This is a genomic window from Chryseobacterium sp. WG23, assembly GCF_024586575.1.
Lineage (GTDB): Bacteria > Bacteroidota > Bacteroidia > Flavobacteriales > Weeksellaceae > Chryseobacterium.
The window spans coordinates 383544-398820 of sequence record NZ_JALCZE010000002.1 but is presented as its reverse complement, the minus strand read 5'-3'; the positions used below and the strand labels follow the sequence as shown (position 1 = coordinate 398820).

Annotated in this window: 10 protein-coding genes; 6 read left to right on the top strand and 4 right to left on the bottom strand. The window is 37.3% G+C overall.

Annotated features, from left to right (window positions below; all coding sequences use genetic code 11):
- The first annotated feature begins 45 nt into the window (after nucleotides 1-45).
- The 3 genes from MP477_RS04510 to MP477_RS04500 all read left to right on the top strand — a co-directional run bounded on the left by MP477_RS04510 (nucleotide 46) and on the right by MP477_RS04500 (nucleotide 4885).
- The gene (locus tag MP477_RS04510) at nucleotides 46-2550 is read left to right on the top strand and encodes a PIG-L family deacetylase (RefSeq protein ID WP_257189327.1); all 2505 of its coding nucleotides are present in this window, start codon (nucleotides 46-48) and stop codon (nucleotides 2548-2550) included.
- A 100-nt stretch (nucleotides 2551-2650) separates the two neighbouring features.
- A complete protein-coding gene (locus MP477_RS04505) occupies nucleotides 2651-4342 on the top strand; it encodes a sodium:solute symporter (RefSeq protein WP_257189326.1) in 1692 nt (563 codons plus the stop codon).
- Between the two features lie 24 nt (nucleotides 4343-4366).
- On the top strand, nucleotides 4367-4885 hold the full coding sequence (locus MP477_RS04500) for a DUF2911 domain-containing protein (RefSeq protein ID WP_257189325.1): 519 nt from the start codon (nucleotides 4367-4369) through the stop codon (nucleotides 4883-4885).
- 121 nt (nucleotides 4886-5006) lie between these two features.
- Here the strand turns inward: MP477_RS04500 and MP477_RS04495 are convergent, their stop codons facing one another.
- From MP477_RS04495 to MP477_RS04485, 3 genes are all read right to left on the bottom strand, one after another.
- Nucleotides 5007-6635 carry an AraC family transcriptional regulator gene (locus tag MP477_RS04495; protein WP_257189324.1) on the bottom strand — a complete coding sequence of 543 codons (1629 nt, stop codon included), beginning with the start codon at nucleotides 6633-6635 and terminating at the stop codon, nucleotides 5007-5009.
- A gap of 504 nt (nucleotides 6636-7139) precedes the next feature.
- Nucleotides 7140-7754 carry a response regulator transcription factor gene (locus MP477_RS04490; RefSeq protein ID WP_257189323.1) on the bottom strand — a complete coding sequence of 205 codons (615 nt, stop codon included), beginning with the start codon at nucleotides 7752-7754 and terminating at the stop codon, nucleotides 7140-7142.
- A gap of 7 nt (nucleotides 7755-7761) precedes the next feature.
- On the bottom strand, nucleotides 7762-10737 hold the full coding sequence (locus MP477_RS04485; protein ID WP_257189322.1) for an ATP-binding protein: 2976 nt from the start codon (nucleotides 10735-10737) through the stop codon (nucleotides 7762-7764).
- A 227-nt stretch (nucleotides 10738-10964) separates the two neighbouring features.
- Between MP477_RS04485 and MP477_RS04480 the strand changes: the two genes are divergently transcribed.
- From MP477_RS04480 to MP477_RS04470, 3 genes are all read left to right on the top strand, one after another.
- Nucleotides 10965-12080 carry a tail fiber domain-containing protein gene (locus MP477_RS04480; RefSeq protein ID WP_257189321.1) on the top strand — a complete coding sequence of 372 codons (1116 nt, stop codon included), beginning with the start codon at nucleotides 10965-10967 and terminating at the stop codon, nucleotides 12078-12080.
- A 55-nt stretch (nucleotides 12081-12135) separates the two neighbouring features.
- Nucleotides 12136-13242: a tail fiber domain-containing protein gene (locus MP477_RS04475; protein WP_257189320.1), complete on the top strand. Its 1107-nt coding sequence runs from the start codon at nucleotides 12136-12138 to the stop codon at nucleotides 13240-13242.
- 355 nt (nucleotides 13243-13597) lie between these two features.
- Complete coding sequence (locus MP477_RS04470) at nucleotides 13598-13816, top strand: PTS sugar transporter subunit IIBC (protein WP_257189319.1); 219 nt, start codon at nucleotides 13598-13600, stop codon at nucleotides 13814-13816.
- A 479-nt stretch (nucleotides 13817-14295) separates the two neighbouring features.
- Here the strand turns inward: MP477_RS04470 and MP477_RS04465 are convergent, their stop codons facing one another.
- Entirely contained in the window at nucleotides 14296-14655 is a 360-nt protein-coding gene (locus MP477_RS04465) for a nuclear transport factor 2 family protein (protein WP_257189318.1), read from the bottom strand.
- Between the last annotated feature and the right edge of the window lie 622 nt (nucleotides 14656-15277).

The window sequence follows — 15277 nt, the reverse complement described above, 5'->3', positions numbered from 1 at the left end:
AAAGAAAAACGATTTACTTATATTTACCCCGCAAAGCAAATTCAAATGTTCAAAAAAGTAAGCACTGTATTTATTCTTGGCTTTTATACGGTTTTTTGTTCGGCCCAACAGGTTCGGCCCTCAAAATCATCTGAAATTTACCGTGAACTCAAAACCCTTAAACAGCTGCCTAAAGTTTTATACCTTGCGGCTCATCCCGATGATGAAAATACAGGATTGCTCTCCTGGTTAATCAACGACCAAAATGTAGAAACGGGCTATCTGTCTTTAACCAGGGGCGATGGCGGTCAGAATTTATTAGGTACAGAGCAGGGTGCTGCATTGGGTTTAATCAGAACACATGAGCTTTTAGAGGCAAGAAAGTTAGACGGTGCCCAACAGTTTTTTACCCGGGCGATCGATTTCGGGTTCTCTAAAAATACGGCCGATACCTTTAAACAATGGGATGCAGACAGCATTACAGCGGATGTAGTCTGGGTCATCCGCCAATTCCGTCCTGATGTGATCATTTGCCGTTTTCCTCCTACTGCTGCGGCAGGACACGGACAACATGCGGCTTCGGCCGTGGTGGCGGAAAAAGCTTTTAAGCTGGCAGGAGATAAAACGGCTTTCCCGGATCAACTGAAATATGTTAATGTATGGCAGCCAAAACGCATGTTGTGGAATACTTTCCGCTTTGGCGGGGTCAATACGACAGCTGAAAATCAACTGAAAGTTACTGTTGGGCAATATGATGCGCAACTGGGAATGGGCTATGGTGAACTGGCAGGATTAAGCAGAAGTTTACATAAAAGCCAGGGTGCGGGAACACAGTCTGTAGCCGGGATCAGAACAGAATATTTTGCCCACGTTACTGGCGAGCCTGCCAAAGCAACACTTTTTGACGGAATAGCTAAAACCTGGACCGCAAAAGGAAACACTGATATTGACCATTCGTTAGATAAAATTATTTCCGATTTCAATTTCAATAATCCAGACCTTAGCTTACCTGCTTTGCTTGCTTTGCGAAAAAAGGTCATGGCGCTACCTGATGGAGACCTTAAAAAGGATAAAATTAAATCTCTCGACAATATTATTTTAAGCTGTGCCGGGTTTATGGGTGAGGTCGTTACCAATCAGGCTGAAGCGGTGGCCGGGGATCATTACAATTTCAGGTTAAATTTAATTTCAAGAGCTGCAAATCCTGTCGTTTTAGACAATGTACAATGGTTAAGCCAATCAGAAAGCTTCAACAGAAAACTGTCAAAAGATTCTTTAATTACCATTCAGCATGACATTCAGATTCCTGCAGATGCCGCACTCACAGAACCTTACTGGCTGGCAAAACCAGCCACGAACGCGGCAACCTTCTCTGTTCCGAATGATACCTTAGTCGGTTTGCCTGAGGCAAAATCACCACTGAATGTTTGGGTTGGTTTAAAAATCGGTTCTGAAAAGTTTCAGGTTCAACTTCCTTTATCTTTCAAGAAATTAGACCCGGTGCGCGGTGATGTGGTAGAAGCCTTGCGCATTGTTCCTGCATTGGAAATGAAATTTACACAACCGCTTTATTTAGTCAAAGAAAATGAAGATTTACATTTGGGTTTAGATCTTAAGGTTAATTCCAGCAAAAAATTCAGTAACGGTAAAGTAAACCTGATGTATAACGGAGAACGGTTAGGCAGTGCTGATGTAAGTTCGCTTAATGGAAAAGATACTACCATCGATTACGTTATTCCAAAAGCTAAGCTTGCCGCAATACATTCATCTCGCTTACAATTGGATGCCAATTTTGTTGCAGATGGAGTAACGTATAATAAAAAACAAATATTAATTCAGTATCCGCATTTACCCTCCTTACAATATTTTGCGCCTGCCACGGTAACCGTAATGAAAGGCGATATTCAGGCGAAGGTTAAAAAAGTGGGGTACATAGAAGGTGCTGGCGATTTCATTCCTGAGTTCCTACGCATGGCAGGGATTCAGGTAGATGTCCTGAAAGACGAAGATTTTTATGGCAAATTAGATGAAACCGGCGGAAACGGCAGTCAAAACAAACTGTCGCAGTATGATGCCATAGTGCTTGGTGTTCGTGCCAATAATACAGAGAAAAAGCTCGGTCGCTGGATGCCTTTTTTATGGTCTTATGCAAAAGGCGGAGGTAATTTGGTGATGCAGTATAACACCAATCAGGATACAACCGTAGACCAATTGGGGATGTACAATTTCAGTATTGCCAATAAGAGGGTTACCGAAGAAAATGCTGCGGTTACGTTCTTAAATCCAAATCATAAATTACTGAACTTTCCGAACAAAATTACTGCTGATGATTTTAGAGGCTGGGTACAGGAGCGCGGCGCCTATTTCCCTGTTCAATGGGATGCAGCGTATGAACCGCTTTTTGAAATGCACGATACAGGTGAAGAGCCTTTGCAGGGATCAACTTTATATGCCCAATACGGGAAGGGTAATTTTATTTATACCCCGTTGGCATTTTTCAGACAGCTGCCTGCAGGAAATGTGGGGGCGGCACGTTTATTTTTTAACTTTTTATCTGCACAGAAAAACTGATGAACAAGCAACTTAAAAATTGGAATACCTGGTACATACTATTAGCCGTTGCATTAGTATTCCAGATCGCATTTTATTATTGGTTTACTAAATCCTGGGCATGAGTACTATAGATTGGACCGTTCTTATTTTTACACTGGTTGCAGTGGTTATTTACGGCGTATTGATCGGCCGTGGCCAAAAAAGCAACGAATCCTACCTGAAAGCAGATAATAAAATGCCCTGGTACATTGTGCTTATAGGTATTATGGCTACACAGGCAAGTGCCATTACATTTCTTTCGGCACCGGGCCAGGCGTATACAGACGGGATGCGTTTCGTTCAGTATTACTTTGGTCTGCCTTTGGCGATGATTGTGATCTGTATCACTTTCATCCCGATTTTTCAGCGCTTAAATGTTTATACTGCCTATGAATATCTGGAAAACCGTTTTGATAAAAAAACAAGAGTACTCACTTCACTGCTTTTCCTGTTTTCCAGAGGCTTATCGACAGGAATCAGCATTTACGCTCCGAGTATCATTTTATCAAGCGTTTTAAACTGGGATATTTATTTAACCAATGTCTTAACAGGTGGTATTCTGTTGATCTATACCTATATTGGCGGAGCAAAAGCGATCGCTCACACCCAAAAATTACAGTTTCTTATTATTCTGGGAACAATGGCTTTTGCAGGATATCTGCTTATTCAGAATATGCCGAATGGAATTGGTTTGAAGGATGCACTGTATCTGGCAGGGAAATCCGGAAAGCTTAATGTAATCACCACAGAATTCGATTGGAAAGATAAATACAATATTTGGAGCGGCTTAATTGGCGGGTTTTTTCTGGCGCTTTCTTACTTCGGTACAGATCAGAGCCAGGTCGGGAGGTATATTACTGCGAAAGACAATACCAACGCAAAAATGGGCTTGCTGCTGAACGGATTGGTTAAAATTCCGATGCAGTTTTCTATTCTCCTGATCGGTGCCTTGCTTTTCGCATTCTTTTCTCTGAAACCGGCTCCGATTTATTTTAACGAGCGCTCTTATCAGCATTTAAAGGAAACACAACCTGAACAGGCTGCGGTTTTTGAAGAAGAGCATCAGGATTTGCAAACAAAATTTAATGCAGAATCGAAAGAAATTTTAAAGTTAAAAGAAACTCATTCTCCCCAACTCAAAAAAACAATTCAGGATTTTAAAAACACACAAACCCAGGTGAAAGCATTGCACGGCAGGGTAGAGGAAGCGATCAATCATTCAAACTATAATGCGGAGAAAACGGATACCAATTATATTTTTCTGTATTTCGTAAAAAATACCCTGCCTGTAGGGATGATCGGTTTACTGTTTGCCGTTATTTTTCTGGCCAGCTGGGGTTCAATTTCCGCAGCGCTGAATTCCCTTGCCGCCTGCTCATTAAAAGATGTTCATTTGATATTCAGAAAAGAAATTCCTGATGATGCCACCGAATTGAAGTACAGTCGCCTGCACACTCTAGCCTGGGGGATTTTCTCAATCGGTGTAGCCATGTTTGCCACTCAAATGGGTTCCCTTATTGAAGCGGTGAATGTATTAGGTTCTCTTTTCTACGGCCCGATATTGGGGATTTTTCTGGTCGCCTTTTACTATAAAAAAATCACCGGCTCCAATGTATTTATTGCTGCCATTTTATCAGAAATTACAGTTATTGCCGTTTATAACTTTGATATCGTTTCTTTCCTTTGGCTTAACGTCATTGGGGCAGCGGCAGTCATTATATTTTCGGCAATTGGTTTATTGTTTTATAAGCCGAAAGCAGTAAATTCGTAAACGAACAACAAACAAAAAAATATTATGAAAACAATGATCAAATCTGTTACCGTACTTTTTGCTGTAATGACGATGTCAGTAAATGCCTTTGCACAGGACACTAAAAAACCTGCCAGCCCTCCGGCTACTGCTACAGGAAAAATTAAAGATGCAGCCATTACCATAGCCTATAGCAGTCCTTCTGTCAAAGGGCGTACCATATGGGGTGATTTAGTAGCTTATGATAAGGTTTGGCGTGCAGGTGCCAATGAAGCAACTACTTTCGAAACGGATAAAAATATTACCGTTCAGGGTAAACCGCTGCCTGCAGGTAAATATAGCTTCTTCCTGATCCCTAAAAAAAGCGGAACCTGGACTGCCATTTTTAATAAAGAGCCAAAACAGTGGGGTGCTTATAAATACGAAGAATCTAAAGATGCTTTACGTGTGGACGTAAAAACAAAAGCTTTACCAGCAACACAGGAAACTTTAGTGTATAAAGTAAACAGTAATGGATTCACCATGGATTGGGATAAAATCTCAGTTCCTGTAGAGATCAAATAAGTTTAAATATAAGAAAAAAAATCCCGGTAATGCGGGATTTTTTTTGTTTGATATTGTTTCAAAGATTACTATTTTAAATTTCCAGTGTATTGGTGCTGCTACTTCTTCAAATTGTTTCGTATTACAGCATTTCCGGTTCAGTCTCTTTTTTCAGGTTGTTAATGAAATCCGAGGGGGTTAAACCTGTTTCTTTTTTAAATGCATTCTGAAAGACCCTATGATTGGCATAGCCACATAACTCTGCCAAAGAAGTTATCTTATACTTTCTGTATACTGCATCCTCATACAGTTTCCTGGTAATGTATTCAATTCTAAGGCTGTTGATGTAATGATTGAAATTCTTGTTCTTATAGGATTTTATGACTTCTGAAAGATATTTTGTATTGGTGCCAAAATTACTTGCCATGCTGGCTATTGTAATATCGCTTTTTAGGTATTTCTCTCTTTTTTCAAATTTGGATATCTTACTCAATAGTTGATTGACTGTTTCCTCAGCAATTATATTTGGAGCTTTTATTGCTTTTTCTCCATCCTTATCCATTTCATCCTTTCGGTTTTCTGACTCATGCTTTATTTTTGTAATGAGTTCCTGAAATCTCTGTTGTAGGACTTTATTCCTGTTTTTCCAATAGTACCAAATACCGCCACATCCCAGCATTATTAAAATGAAGAATACATAGAAGTAGTTTCTGAGGATGTTATTTTTTTCTTTATCCTTTTCTTTTTTTATTGCTGTGGTAACTTTATTCACCGAATGTTTTTCTGCAATTCTAATACTGTCCCTGAGGTTTGTAAGAAGTTCATTGTATTTTTTTCCCTCAATAGTATTATTTTTAGCCAAATAGGCCTCCGTTAAGATTTCGTAGAAAATTTCCCGGCCGGAAGGAGATGAAATTTTCCGCTCCAGTTCTAAGCCTTTCTGGGCGTAGTGTATGGCCTTGTCGTTATTTTTTTGGTCAAAATAGAAATTACCTGCGGTTCTGTATAGGTTCATTTCATTGAGTGAGCTTATTTTCCTGTTTTCTGCAATCTTCAATGATTTTAAAAGATAGGTCTCTGCCGTCCTTGGCTCGGCGGGCTGAATGATCCATAAATAATACAATGTTAGGTTTGCCTGTATGGAAACAATCAAATCATATTTCTTTCCTAGTGATATACTGGACTTTTTTTCGGATATTTTTTCTGCCTCGTTTAACCCTTTTATGAGGTATAGGTGTACGGAGTCCGGTTGTTTTTTGCTCTGATCAAAATAACCGGAATAGTTGGAATAAAATAAGCTGCTGTAATAATGACGAACATCATTGTCCTTGATTTTTCCCAAATATTTTTTTGAAGCCTGGTATGCTTTGTGGGAATCTTCCAGAAACCCCAAATCTCCCAATGAACCCGCCTTCATCTTATACATATTAGATACTTCCTGTGGAGATGAATCTTCATTGATAAGACTTTCCAGGTCCGTTGATACTTCTATGACTTTCTCCGCATTATTCAATGTTGAATATGTTCTCATCAGTTCAGTACCAATGGAAAAGGCAACATTGTATTTATTTTCCTTTGCTGTTCTGTAGCTTTTTTCCAGCTGTTTTATAGTGCTGTTTACGACACTTGTGCTGCCGATCTTGTTTTGTATCTGGTGTAATTCGCTCTTTAATTGTTCTTCGGATATTTTCTGGCTTTTTCCTAAAGTGAACAGGTGTAGGATGATGAGAAATAAAATAGCTTGATAAGCTCTTATTCGATTAGAATTCAATGGTAATTTGTTTAAAATGATGTTCTGACAAATATAATAATATTTCAGGCAAGTTAGCTGTTGTAAGAGGATGAAAGATAATTAAGGATGGTGTGGGTAAAAGAAGCTGATTTATGGACCTGTCGCTATTGTCTATACTTTCTGTATGATCACAGTTCCTGCACCATTTGGGTAGATTATACTGCCGCGGTCGTGCAAATCAGTAACTTTTGATAGTGTTTTGTGAAAGATAGAACATTTTAATGATAACAGAGGTGATATACCAACCTCAGACAGGTTTGGCCATAATAAAGAAGGATGCTTGTAGAGCATCCTTCACATTTTTCAATGATTTTGTTAAGACAGAATTTAATACAGTTTCCCGAAAACCTGAATCGGCCCTTCGAATTTTAGGTATCGCATTTAATACCTATGAAAATACTTTACTTCAGATAAAGTTCTATGTTTGTGCATTCAATAATAAACGGCAACAAGCAAATCCGTAGGGCAGCTGTTAACAGGTCGTTAATGTATTTTAGCGTAAATCTTGCTTAATTCAACAACATTGCTGGCACCAAGTTTCCGGAAAATTTTCTTTTTAAACGTACTGATTGTAGTGATCTGAATATCCAATATATTCGATATTTCCAGATTACCATATCCGTTGGCAAGAAACTCAAAAATCTGAAATTCGCGAGCTGTAAGAGCTTGTACACCTTTTTTTTCTTCCTTACTGTTTATAATTACAGGAATAAGTTCTACAGGATAGTAATAACCCGTATTCAAAATGGTATGAACTGCGTGTTTAAGATCATTTTCACTGCATTGTTTGTTCAGATATCCTTCAGCTCCTTTCCTTATATACTGAAGAGCAATATCCTGATCATATCCTGAAAAGATAAGTATCCGTATGTTGGGTTGTAAACGCTTAATTTCCGGTATCATTTCTGTTAACGGAGCTCCTGGCATATTGATATCCAGGAGAATAAGACGGTAATTATTACCTTGCAGTATTTCTTTTACAGCATCATAATCAGCAGCCAGATCAACTTCAATGTCAGGATATTCTGAATTTAATACTGCTTTTGTTCCCAAACGCACAACAGCGTGGTCATCAGCAATGAGAATTTTTCCTTTCATAAATTAATTAGTTTTTATTCTTCAAGTTTATTTCAACGACGGTTCCCTTAGGAGTGTTTTTTGTGAAATGTATTTCAGCATTAATTTTTTTGATGAGGTGTATAACCATATGAAGACCAAGACCAGAATCTTTGGCTTGCATTTTTTTATCATCGGTATCCCAGTAGATGGCGTTATAATACTGGAGCTGTTTCTCGGTCATTCCATTTCCGGTATCTGCTATTTTTAATACAATATTTTCCTCAGTCTGTTCAGAAGAAATTGTAATAGTACTATTGCTGGAATATTTGACAGCATTATCAATGATGTTGTGAATAATACAAGCGATTATACCTTTATTGACAAAGTACCGGATATCATTTTTATTAAGAATTTCGATGTGGTTATTTTTTTTCTTTGCTATAATATCAAATAGTCTTTGCTTGGATTCAAGTACTTCATTCAGTAAAAGCCCGGTTTCTTCAAATGTTTGGCTGGTTGTATATAAATTATTGTATTCTTTCAAGTTTAATGTAAATTTATACAATTCTTCAGAGGTTTGGTGAATTCCTTCAAAATATTCTTTTTGAACCTGTGTATCTTCTTCTTTATTTAATTTTTCAGCGAGCATTGCAATAAATTTGACAGGTGTGGTAATATCGTGATTAACTGCCTCTAAAAACTTTTTTTGATATTCAGATTCCTTCTGTATCCGTTTTTTTGCATTTTCCAGATCCTGAGAGGTCTCCTTCAGCTCCATGCTCATGTGGGATACTGTTCTTTTAAGAACTTTATTTTTTTTCCTTATAAATTTTGTAGTCTTTAGGATAATAAGTACCACTATTAAAGATAAAACTAAAAACAGAACGATCTTAAAAAATTTCGTCTGGTAGAAAAGCGGCTTAATTTCAAACGTTATCGTTTGATACTCATATTCGCCGTTGGGAGATAGTAAAACTCTGATGCTTAAGGTGTATTTTCCGGGGCCCAGACTTCTTAAGGTATATTTCCTTTGATTTCCGGCTTCTATCTTTTCCCATTTCTGATCGTGGTTATCAATTCGGGCTTCAATTCTAAGGTTTGCAGGATCTGCATAATAAGGAAGGTCAATGAAAATCTCCGCTGATTTATAATCATTTTCAAGGACGATATTTTGATGAAAAGGAATAATTTTTTCCCCGCCAATTCTTATACGCTCTATAAAGGTGGTGTTTTTTTCAGGATAGTAGGTGCGGACCTGTACGGGATCAAAAAAAACAAACCCTTCCATGGAAGGAAAAACCATTTCTTTGTTGGGAAGTAGATGCGCATTGGGTACAGAACCGCCGTTGAATTCATTGGTTAATAAGCCGCCACTTTTAGTGAAGCGATAATATAAAGCACGGGAATTGTTCTCAACAGAGTTTAGAAGCTGTCGTCTTGGTATTTTGAAAAGGCCGTTATTGGAAGATATCCAGTAATACCCGAAAGAATCATCAAGAATATCATGTGCGGACCCCAGATAATGCTGCTCATCCAACGGCATTTTGAATAGTTTCTTTTCTTTCAGCAAAAAAAAACCGTCTTTATTTGTCATAATCCACATATTTCCGTCTCTGGTTTTTACGATATTTTTTACGCTGATTTTTTTGATTAGCACCGTTTTTCCCGTATCTAAAGACGTCAGATAAAGCCCATAAGTAGAACCTATTAAAAGGTCATGATTATTAAATTTAATGAAATCATTGATGATCCCCTGATATTGAAAACTGAATTTCGCTTTTTTAAGATTACTGTCTGAAAAGAGATGCAAAGAAGAATTTATATAATCAGTTTCAGAAATACCATACAGACCTGAGCTTTTGAAAAAGCCGTTGGAACTTTTTCCTTTAAATAAAATAGTATCAGCTGTTGTATAGCCCGAAGACTTATGTCTCCTTACAATCGTATTTTGGCGCTTATACATTATATTTTCGTCGTCATCATACAGCATATAGTATTTTTCATTGGAACCGAATTTATGTTCTTTAACTATGCCATGTTTATCATATTCGTAACCGAGTGCATCAATAATTGTATATTTACTGAAGGGTAGAGAAGAATAACTCACGTCATCAACAAATGGAATTTTTTTCTGGGATGTATGGAATTGTGTTAATTGAATGATATTTAAGCCTTTAACGGAGCTTCCGATATAAAGCCTGTTGTATTTATCATCATAAAAAATACATCTGAACCGGTAATTCCCAAAATTTTCGTAGTGGGTTAAAAGTTGAAGTGTAGGTTCATTCTTATGATGGTTCACCAAATAAATGTAGTCATTATGGACGATAAAAGTTTGATCTGTAAGTTGCTGCCAATATATTTTTGTGTTCGGATCATTAAAGAGGGCAGGATTTTTTCCTGATATGATATTCCCTTTGAAGATTCGGTGTATTTTCCTGTTTTTAGGATCTGTGATATAGAGTGTATCCTTATACAGGAAAATAGTATAAGTGTCAGATTTACCCAACGAAAGTAAAAGTTTCTTCTGCGTTTTATCATCTGTGTAAGTGACCGTACGATGGGATATAATATAATCTCCTGAAACTGTTTTTATTAAATAATTAAAATCTGAAAATAGTTCGTTATCTGTGGTCCTCAGCCATTGCGAACCAACTTGGTAGAAAAGCCTGCCGGTAGTATCCGGATCTTTTTTTTTAATAGCTTTTGGATTCCTTTTGTGGATCAGGATTTTATTTTCTTCATAACCGTTGTACACCATAATATTGTCCTGCTGGATATCCCCGTAAAATCCTCCAAAATGAAAATTATTAACAGGTAGATTTCGGTAAGTAAGAAAACCGGCGCCGTCATACCGAACAATTCCATTGTCTGTAGAAAGCCAGATGAACCCGTATTTATCTTTGACGATGTCTTTAACGCTGTTCTGCGGAAGGCCATTATCCATTGTAAACCATGAGGACCTATTTTGGGACGGAACCTGAACAATAATAAAAAAAAAGATAAACACCCACCTATTCATGCAAAATTTTTAAATCTGTTTTTTCTAATCTTTTTGCAAATATATTCTAAAAAAAGGTAGAATAACTTCTACGTGGTAGCAAAGATTATCGCATGGTTTTTATTTCCAATGATGATGAGGAGGATATATATTTGTGAAAGCTTTTAGCCATTGCAATGATCTAAAATTAGATGATTTATTGTACAAAAACAATTCTGATGTATTTATTAATCGTTTACACTTTATTTATGAGAAAAAAATTATTATCTGTTATTGCTGTTTTTTCTGGTTGTTATTTGATAATTGCTCAAAGCGGGAATGTAGGGATTAATACATCCGCTCCGGCAAGCAAACTCGCTGTCAATGGAAACTTATCTATTGGAAATGCTTATGTAAATACTGCGGCTCCGGCCGACGGAAGTATTATTGCAGGGAGTACCAAAATAGGTGCTGGCACTCCTTATAATATGCTTACTGTACAGGCAAATGAAGATATTTCCCAAACACTCGCTCCTAACATAATTGCCAGATTCGATCCTTTGGGCGGATCAGATTTTAATAAAGACGCGAGTATTATCATTAACGGAGGCCGTTCAATCCTGGGATATTCAAATAATGGGAAGCCTTACTCTTTTTTGAGAGGGAACCAAAGCACAGATCTACGCTTGCAGGTTGTAGATGCCGGAGGTGTTTTATTTAATGATTCATTTGTAATTTCCGGAGCGAATAATAACACGGGTTTTGTAGGTATTAATACGCCCCTTCCCCAGGCAAGCCTCGATGTAAGGCTCAATAATATAAAAGCCCTCGCCAACAACGGTGTCCAAACGGGGCTGGTCTGGAGCGGAACTTCCAATTATAGTGGCTTCGAAGCATATACTGCAGTGAGTGGCGATGCCTGGGTTGGTATACAGCGGTCCGGTCCAGGAGCTCCATTGCATCTTACAAAATCTGCAGGTACCACTGACGGCGAGTTTATTAATTTCAGCATAAATGGTGTCGGAATCGGCTCTATCAGACATGACAATACTTCTGTGTTTTACAATACTATATCGGATATGCGCCTCAAGGAAAACATTCGTTCTTCCAAATCCGGATTGGCAGCATTGAAGAACATAGGAATATACGATTACAACTATAAGGCAGACAAAAAGAAAGAATTATCAACCGGCGTCCTGGCGCAAGAACTCTATAAGGTTTATCCTATGGCAGTAACTCCCGGTGGAGAAAACGAAAAATCACAACCCTGGCAGGTAGATTACAGTAAGCTTGTTCCGATTCTTATAAAATCAATTCAAGACCTGGAAATAAGAAATAAACTGCTCAAAACAAGAATTGCAGAATTGCGAAATAAAACCAAATAATTAGCTACCATAAAAGTAGTAAACGTGATCACTTTTTATTTTAAACTTAATAATAATGAAAAAGAACTTTTTCCTAATCGCTTTATTAGCGGGACTAAAGATAACCTTCGCTCAGGCAGGTAATGTAGGAATTAATACAACGACACCTGCTAACACTTTAACTGTGAATGGAAATGCTTCTGTTGGCAGCAGTTATTCAAATATTCCGGCGCCTGCGGATGGATTGATCATTGAAGGAAAAACAGGTATAGGGACCAGCAATCCTCTCAATATGCTTCATGTACAGGCCGATGCAGATATTTCTCAGCCATTAGCTTCTAATATTGTTGCCAGATTTGATCCAGTGGGCGGAGCAGATTATAATAAAGAGGCAAGTATTATTGTCAACGGAGGCCGGACAATTCTAGGATATTCCGTAGCTGGAAATAAATATGCTTTTCTCAGGGGAAATCAAGCTACTGATATCCGTTTGCAGGTTTCAGATGCAAATGCCAATTTGTTGAGTGATACTTTCGTAATCTCAGCGGCATCAGGCAATACAGGTTTTGTGGGTCTTAATACAGCCAATCCGCAGGCACGTTTGGATGTAAGAGGAAATATCAAGGCTTTGGCCGGAACCGGAACCCAAACAGGAGCAGTATGGAACGGTACTTCTAATTTTACTGGTTTTGAGGCTTTTACTACTGCCAGTGGAGATGCCTGGGTTGGAATACAGCGTTCCGGTACAGGTGCACCTCTGCACATAAGCAAGTCTGTGGGTTCAACAGACGGGTCAATGATTATTTTTGGTATTAACGGATTGGGAATTGGTTCTATTATGCATTCTGCTACGGGGATACTTTATAGTACCACTTCAGATATGCGTCTCAAGGAAAATATTCGTCCTTCTCAATTTGGTTTATCAACATTAAAGAAAATAGGGATATACGACTACAATTACAAAGCAGATGAAAAAAAGGCATTATCAACCGGCGTTTTAGCGCAGGAACTTTATAAAATATATCCACAGGCTGTTACTCCAGGCGGAGATGATGAAAAAGTCAATCCGTGGCAGGTTGATTACAGCAGGCTAATTCCAGTGCTTATAAAATCTGCGCAGGAGCTACAGGTAGAGTATGAGCAGCTGGAGGCACAGATAAAAAAACTGGAAAATAAGATTTAATGTAAACCCCTTAACCTAAATAAAGTTAAGAAAGTTGATTAAAATTACTAGTATTAATCATATCTATTAACACAACAGGCGTATATTCTAATAACACAAAAATGACATAAGCGTTGCTATACGGCAGCGCTTGTTTTTTAATTAATACTATTGATACTTCGTAAAATCCGCTGTTTTTTTCTTGTCGGATGGAAGCACTGTTATCATAGAGATAGTAATGAGGTCCGGTTAAAGCCTTGTGAATCTTATTCCACCAGTTGATATTGATTATCAAACAGGAGATCTTCTTTGGACTTGAATCAAGCATTTTCAAAAATATTATTAAAAAAAAGTAACCGAAAAACAAATAAGAAAAATGAATTTTATTGATAAGAATGTTTCAGTTGAACAAGCAATTATTATTCTGGCTAAAACTGGCATTCAGGTAAATGAGAAAGAAGCTAAAATTATATTGGAATTACTATATTTAGTATCAAAAAATTACAATAAGCCAAAAGAGAAAAAATGCTGGAACGTTAATGAGACTTCAAACTACGCTTCAATAACGATGAAATCTCTGATAGAACACTTTTAGGCTGTCTGTTTCAAATGGACTAGAGATTTCACATCAAAAAATTCAAACTATAAAATATCAGGCTGTAAAAATTTGATATAGAGTTTTTATGTGTAAAAAAAGAGAGACAACTATCAAATAGTTGTCTCCTTCAGTGAACTCGCTGGTAGGCTATCCACACTATTTTTATAATGATATCGACAATATTTTATTTTTATGTAGTTGAAAATAAGGTTGTTACGATTTTATTCGTTTTGTTTGATTCCTGTTAAGTTATCTTCATGGGATTGTGATTTTGAAAATTTGAATATTTGGTTCTGATCAAATGCGTACCTTACTTCCAATTATTTTTATCCGTATTGGTGAGTTTTTTAGTGTACATTTTAGTTGGTGTTTGGATTGCAAAGAAAACCAAAACGTGACTTTGTTGCAATAGCGAATTTGGTAGGGATCGAGTATGGGTTTACATCATTTCTAACTGCTTGATAATCTATCCTGGGTTATTCAATTGGGATTGGAAGATTATGCATTTTCAAAAATGAAAGTTTATCCCAATAGCCTCGTTGAAATTTAATTTTCCCGTCGATCACATTAAAAAAGCCGCAGCCTCTTAACCCAAGGGGATCTTTCCATTCCAATATTGCCCAATCACCATCTTCGAAAATATTTTCAGGAATACATGTCATTTCAGCATTAATGAATTCAGCCGAAAACATTTCTTGAATAGCAGCTTTACCTTCAACTGGGGTGTTGGCTACTTGGTGATTGATAGCATCCAAATGATATAATTCAGATATCTTATCTGCATCTCCCGCATTAAATAATTCAATCCATCGTTCTACTAGCTCTTTTGGTCTCATTGAATCCAGTTATTTTTTGTTAGGGACAATATACGAATAATTGCAGTAGATAATTTATTCGCATGTTGGGAAATTACTAAACAGCTTCGCTATGGGTCTTATACAGTATCAACAGGGAATATAGTTGCTGGAGATATGCTCATAAACTGACGAGCGATTTTACTGCGAACCCATTCAGCAGCGGAACCATTTGTATGGAGGATGACCTTCAACTTCACGCCCAGCAGTGTTTTCTATTTCCATTAGTAACTGCATTTTGAGCTGTGCTAGGTCCTCTTTAGTTAGTACTTCTAATGTTTGCATAATTATATCAGTATATATTCAGTTTTTGATAAAGTAAAATATTAGTATCCTCACTGAAGTAGTAGACCTATTATTTCCGTAGTTCTAATGTACATTAGCAACGACCATATTTTACCATATTTATATTCGTGAATGTTTGCTTTATGTTTGCAATACTTTGGCAAATTCAATTTAAAATGACGAGACATCTTTAAAGGATTTTGGTATCGGTATTAACATTTCCATATTTTAGATTATGTCCTCAAAGTTCTATGAAAAATAGGTGGGGATGAATAGACTTCTGTTAGGTACTTATTTTGTCCTATCATTTCCGTTATGT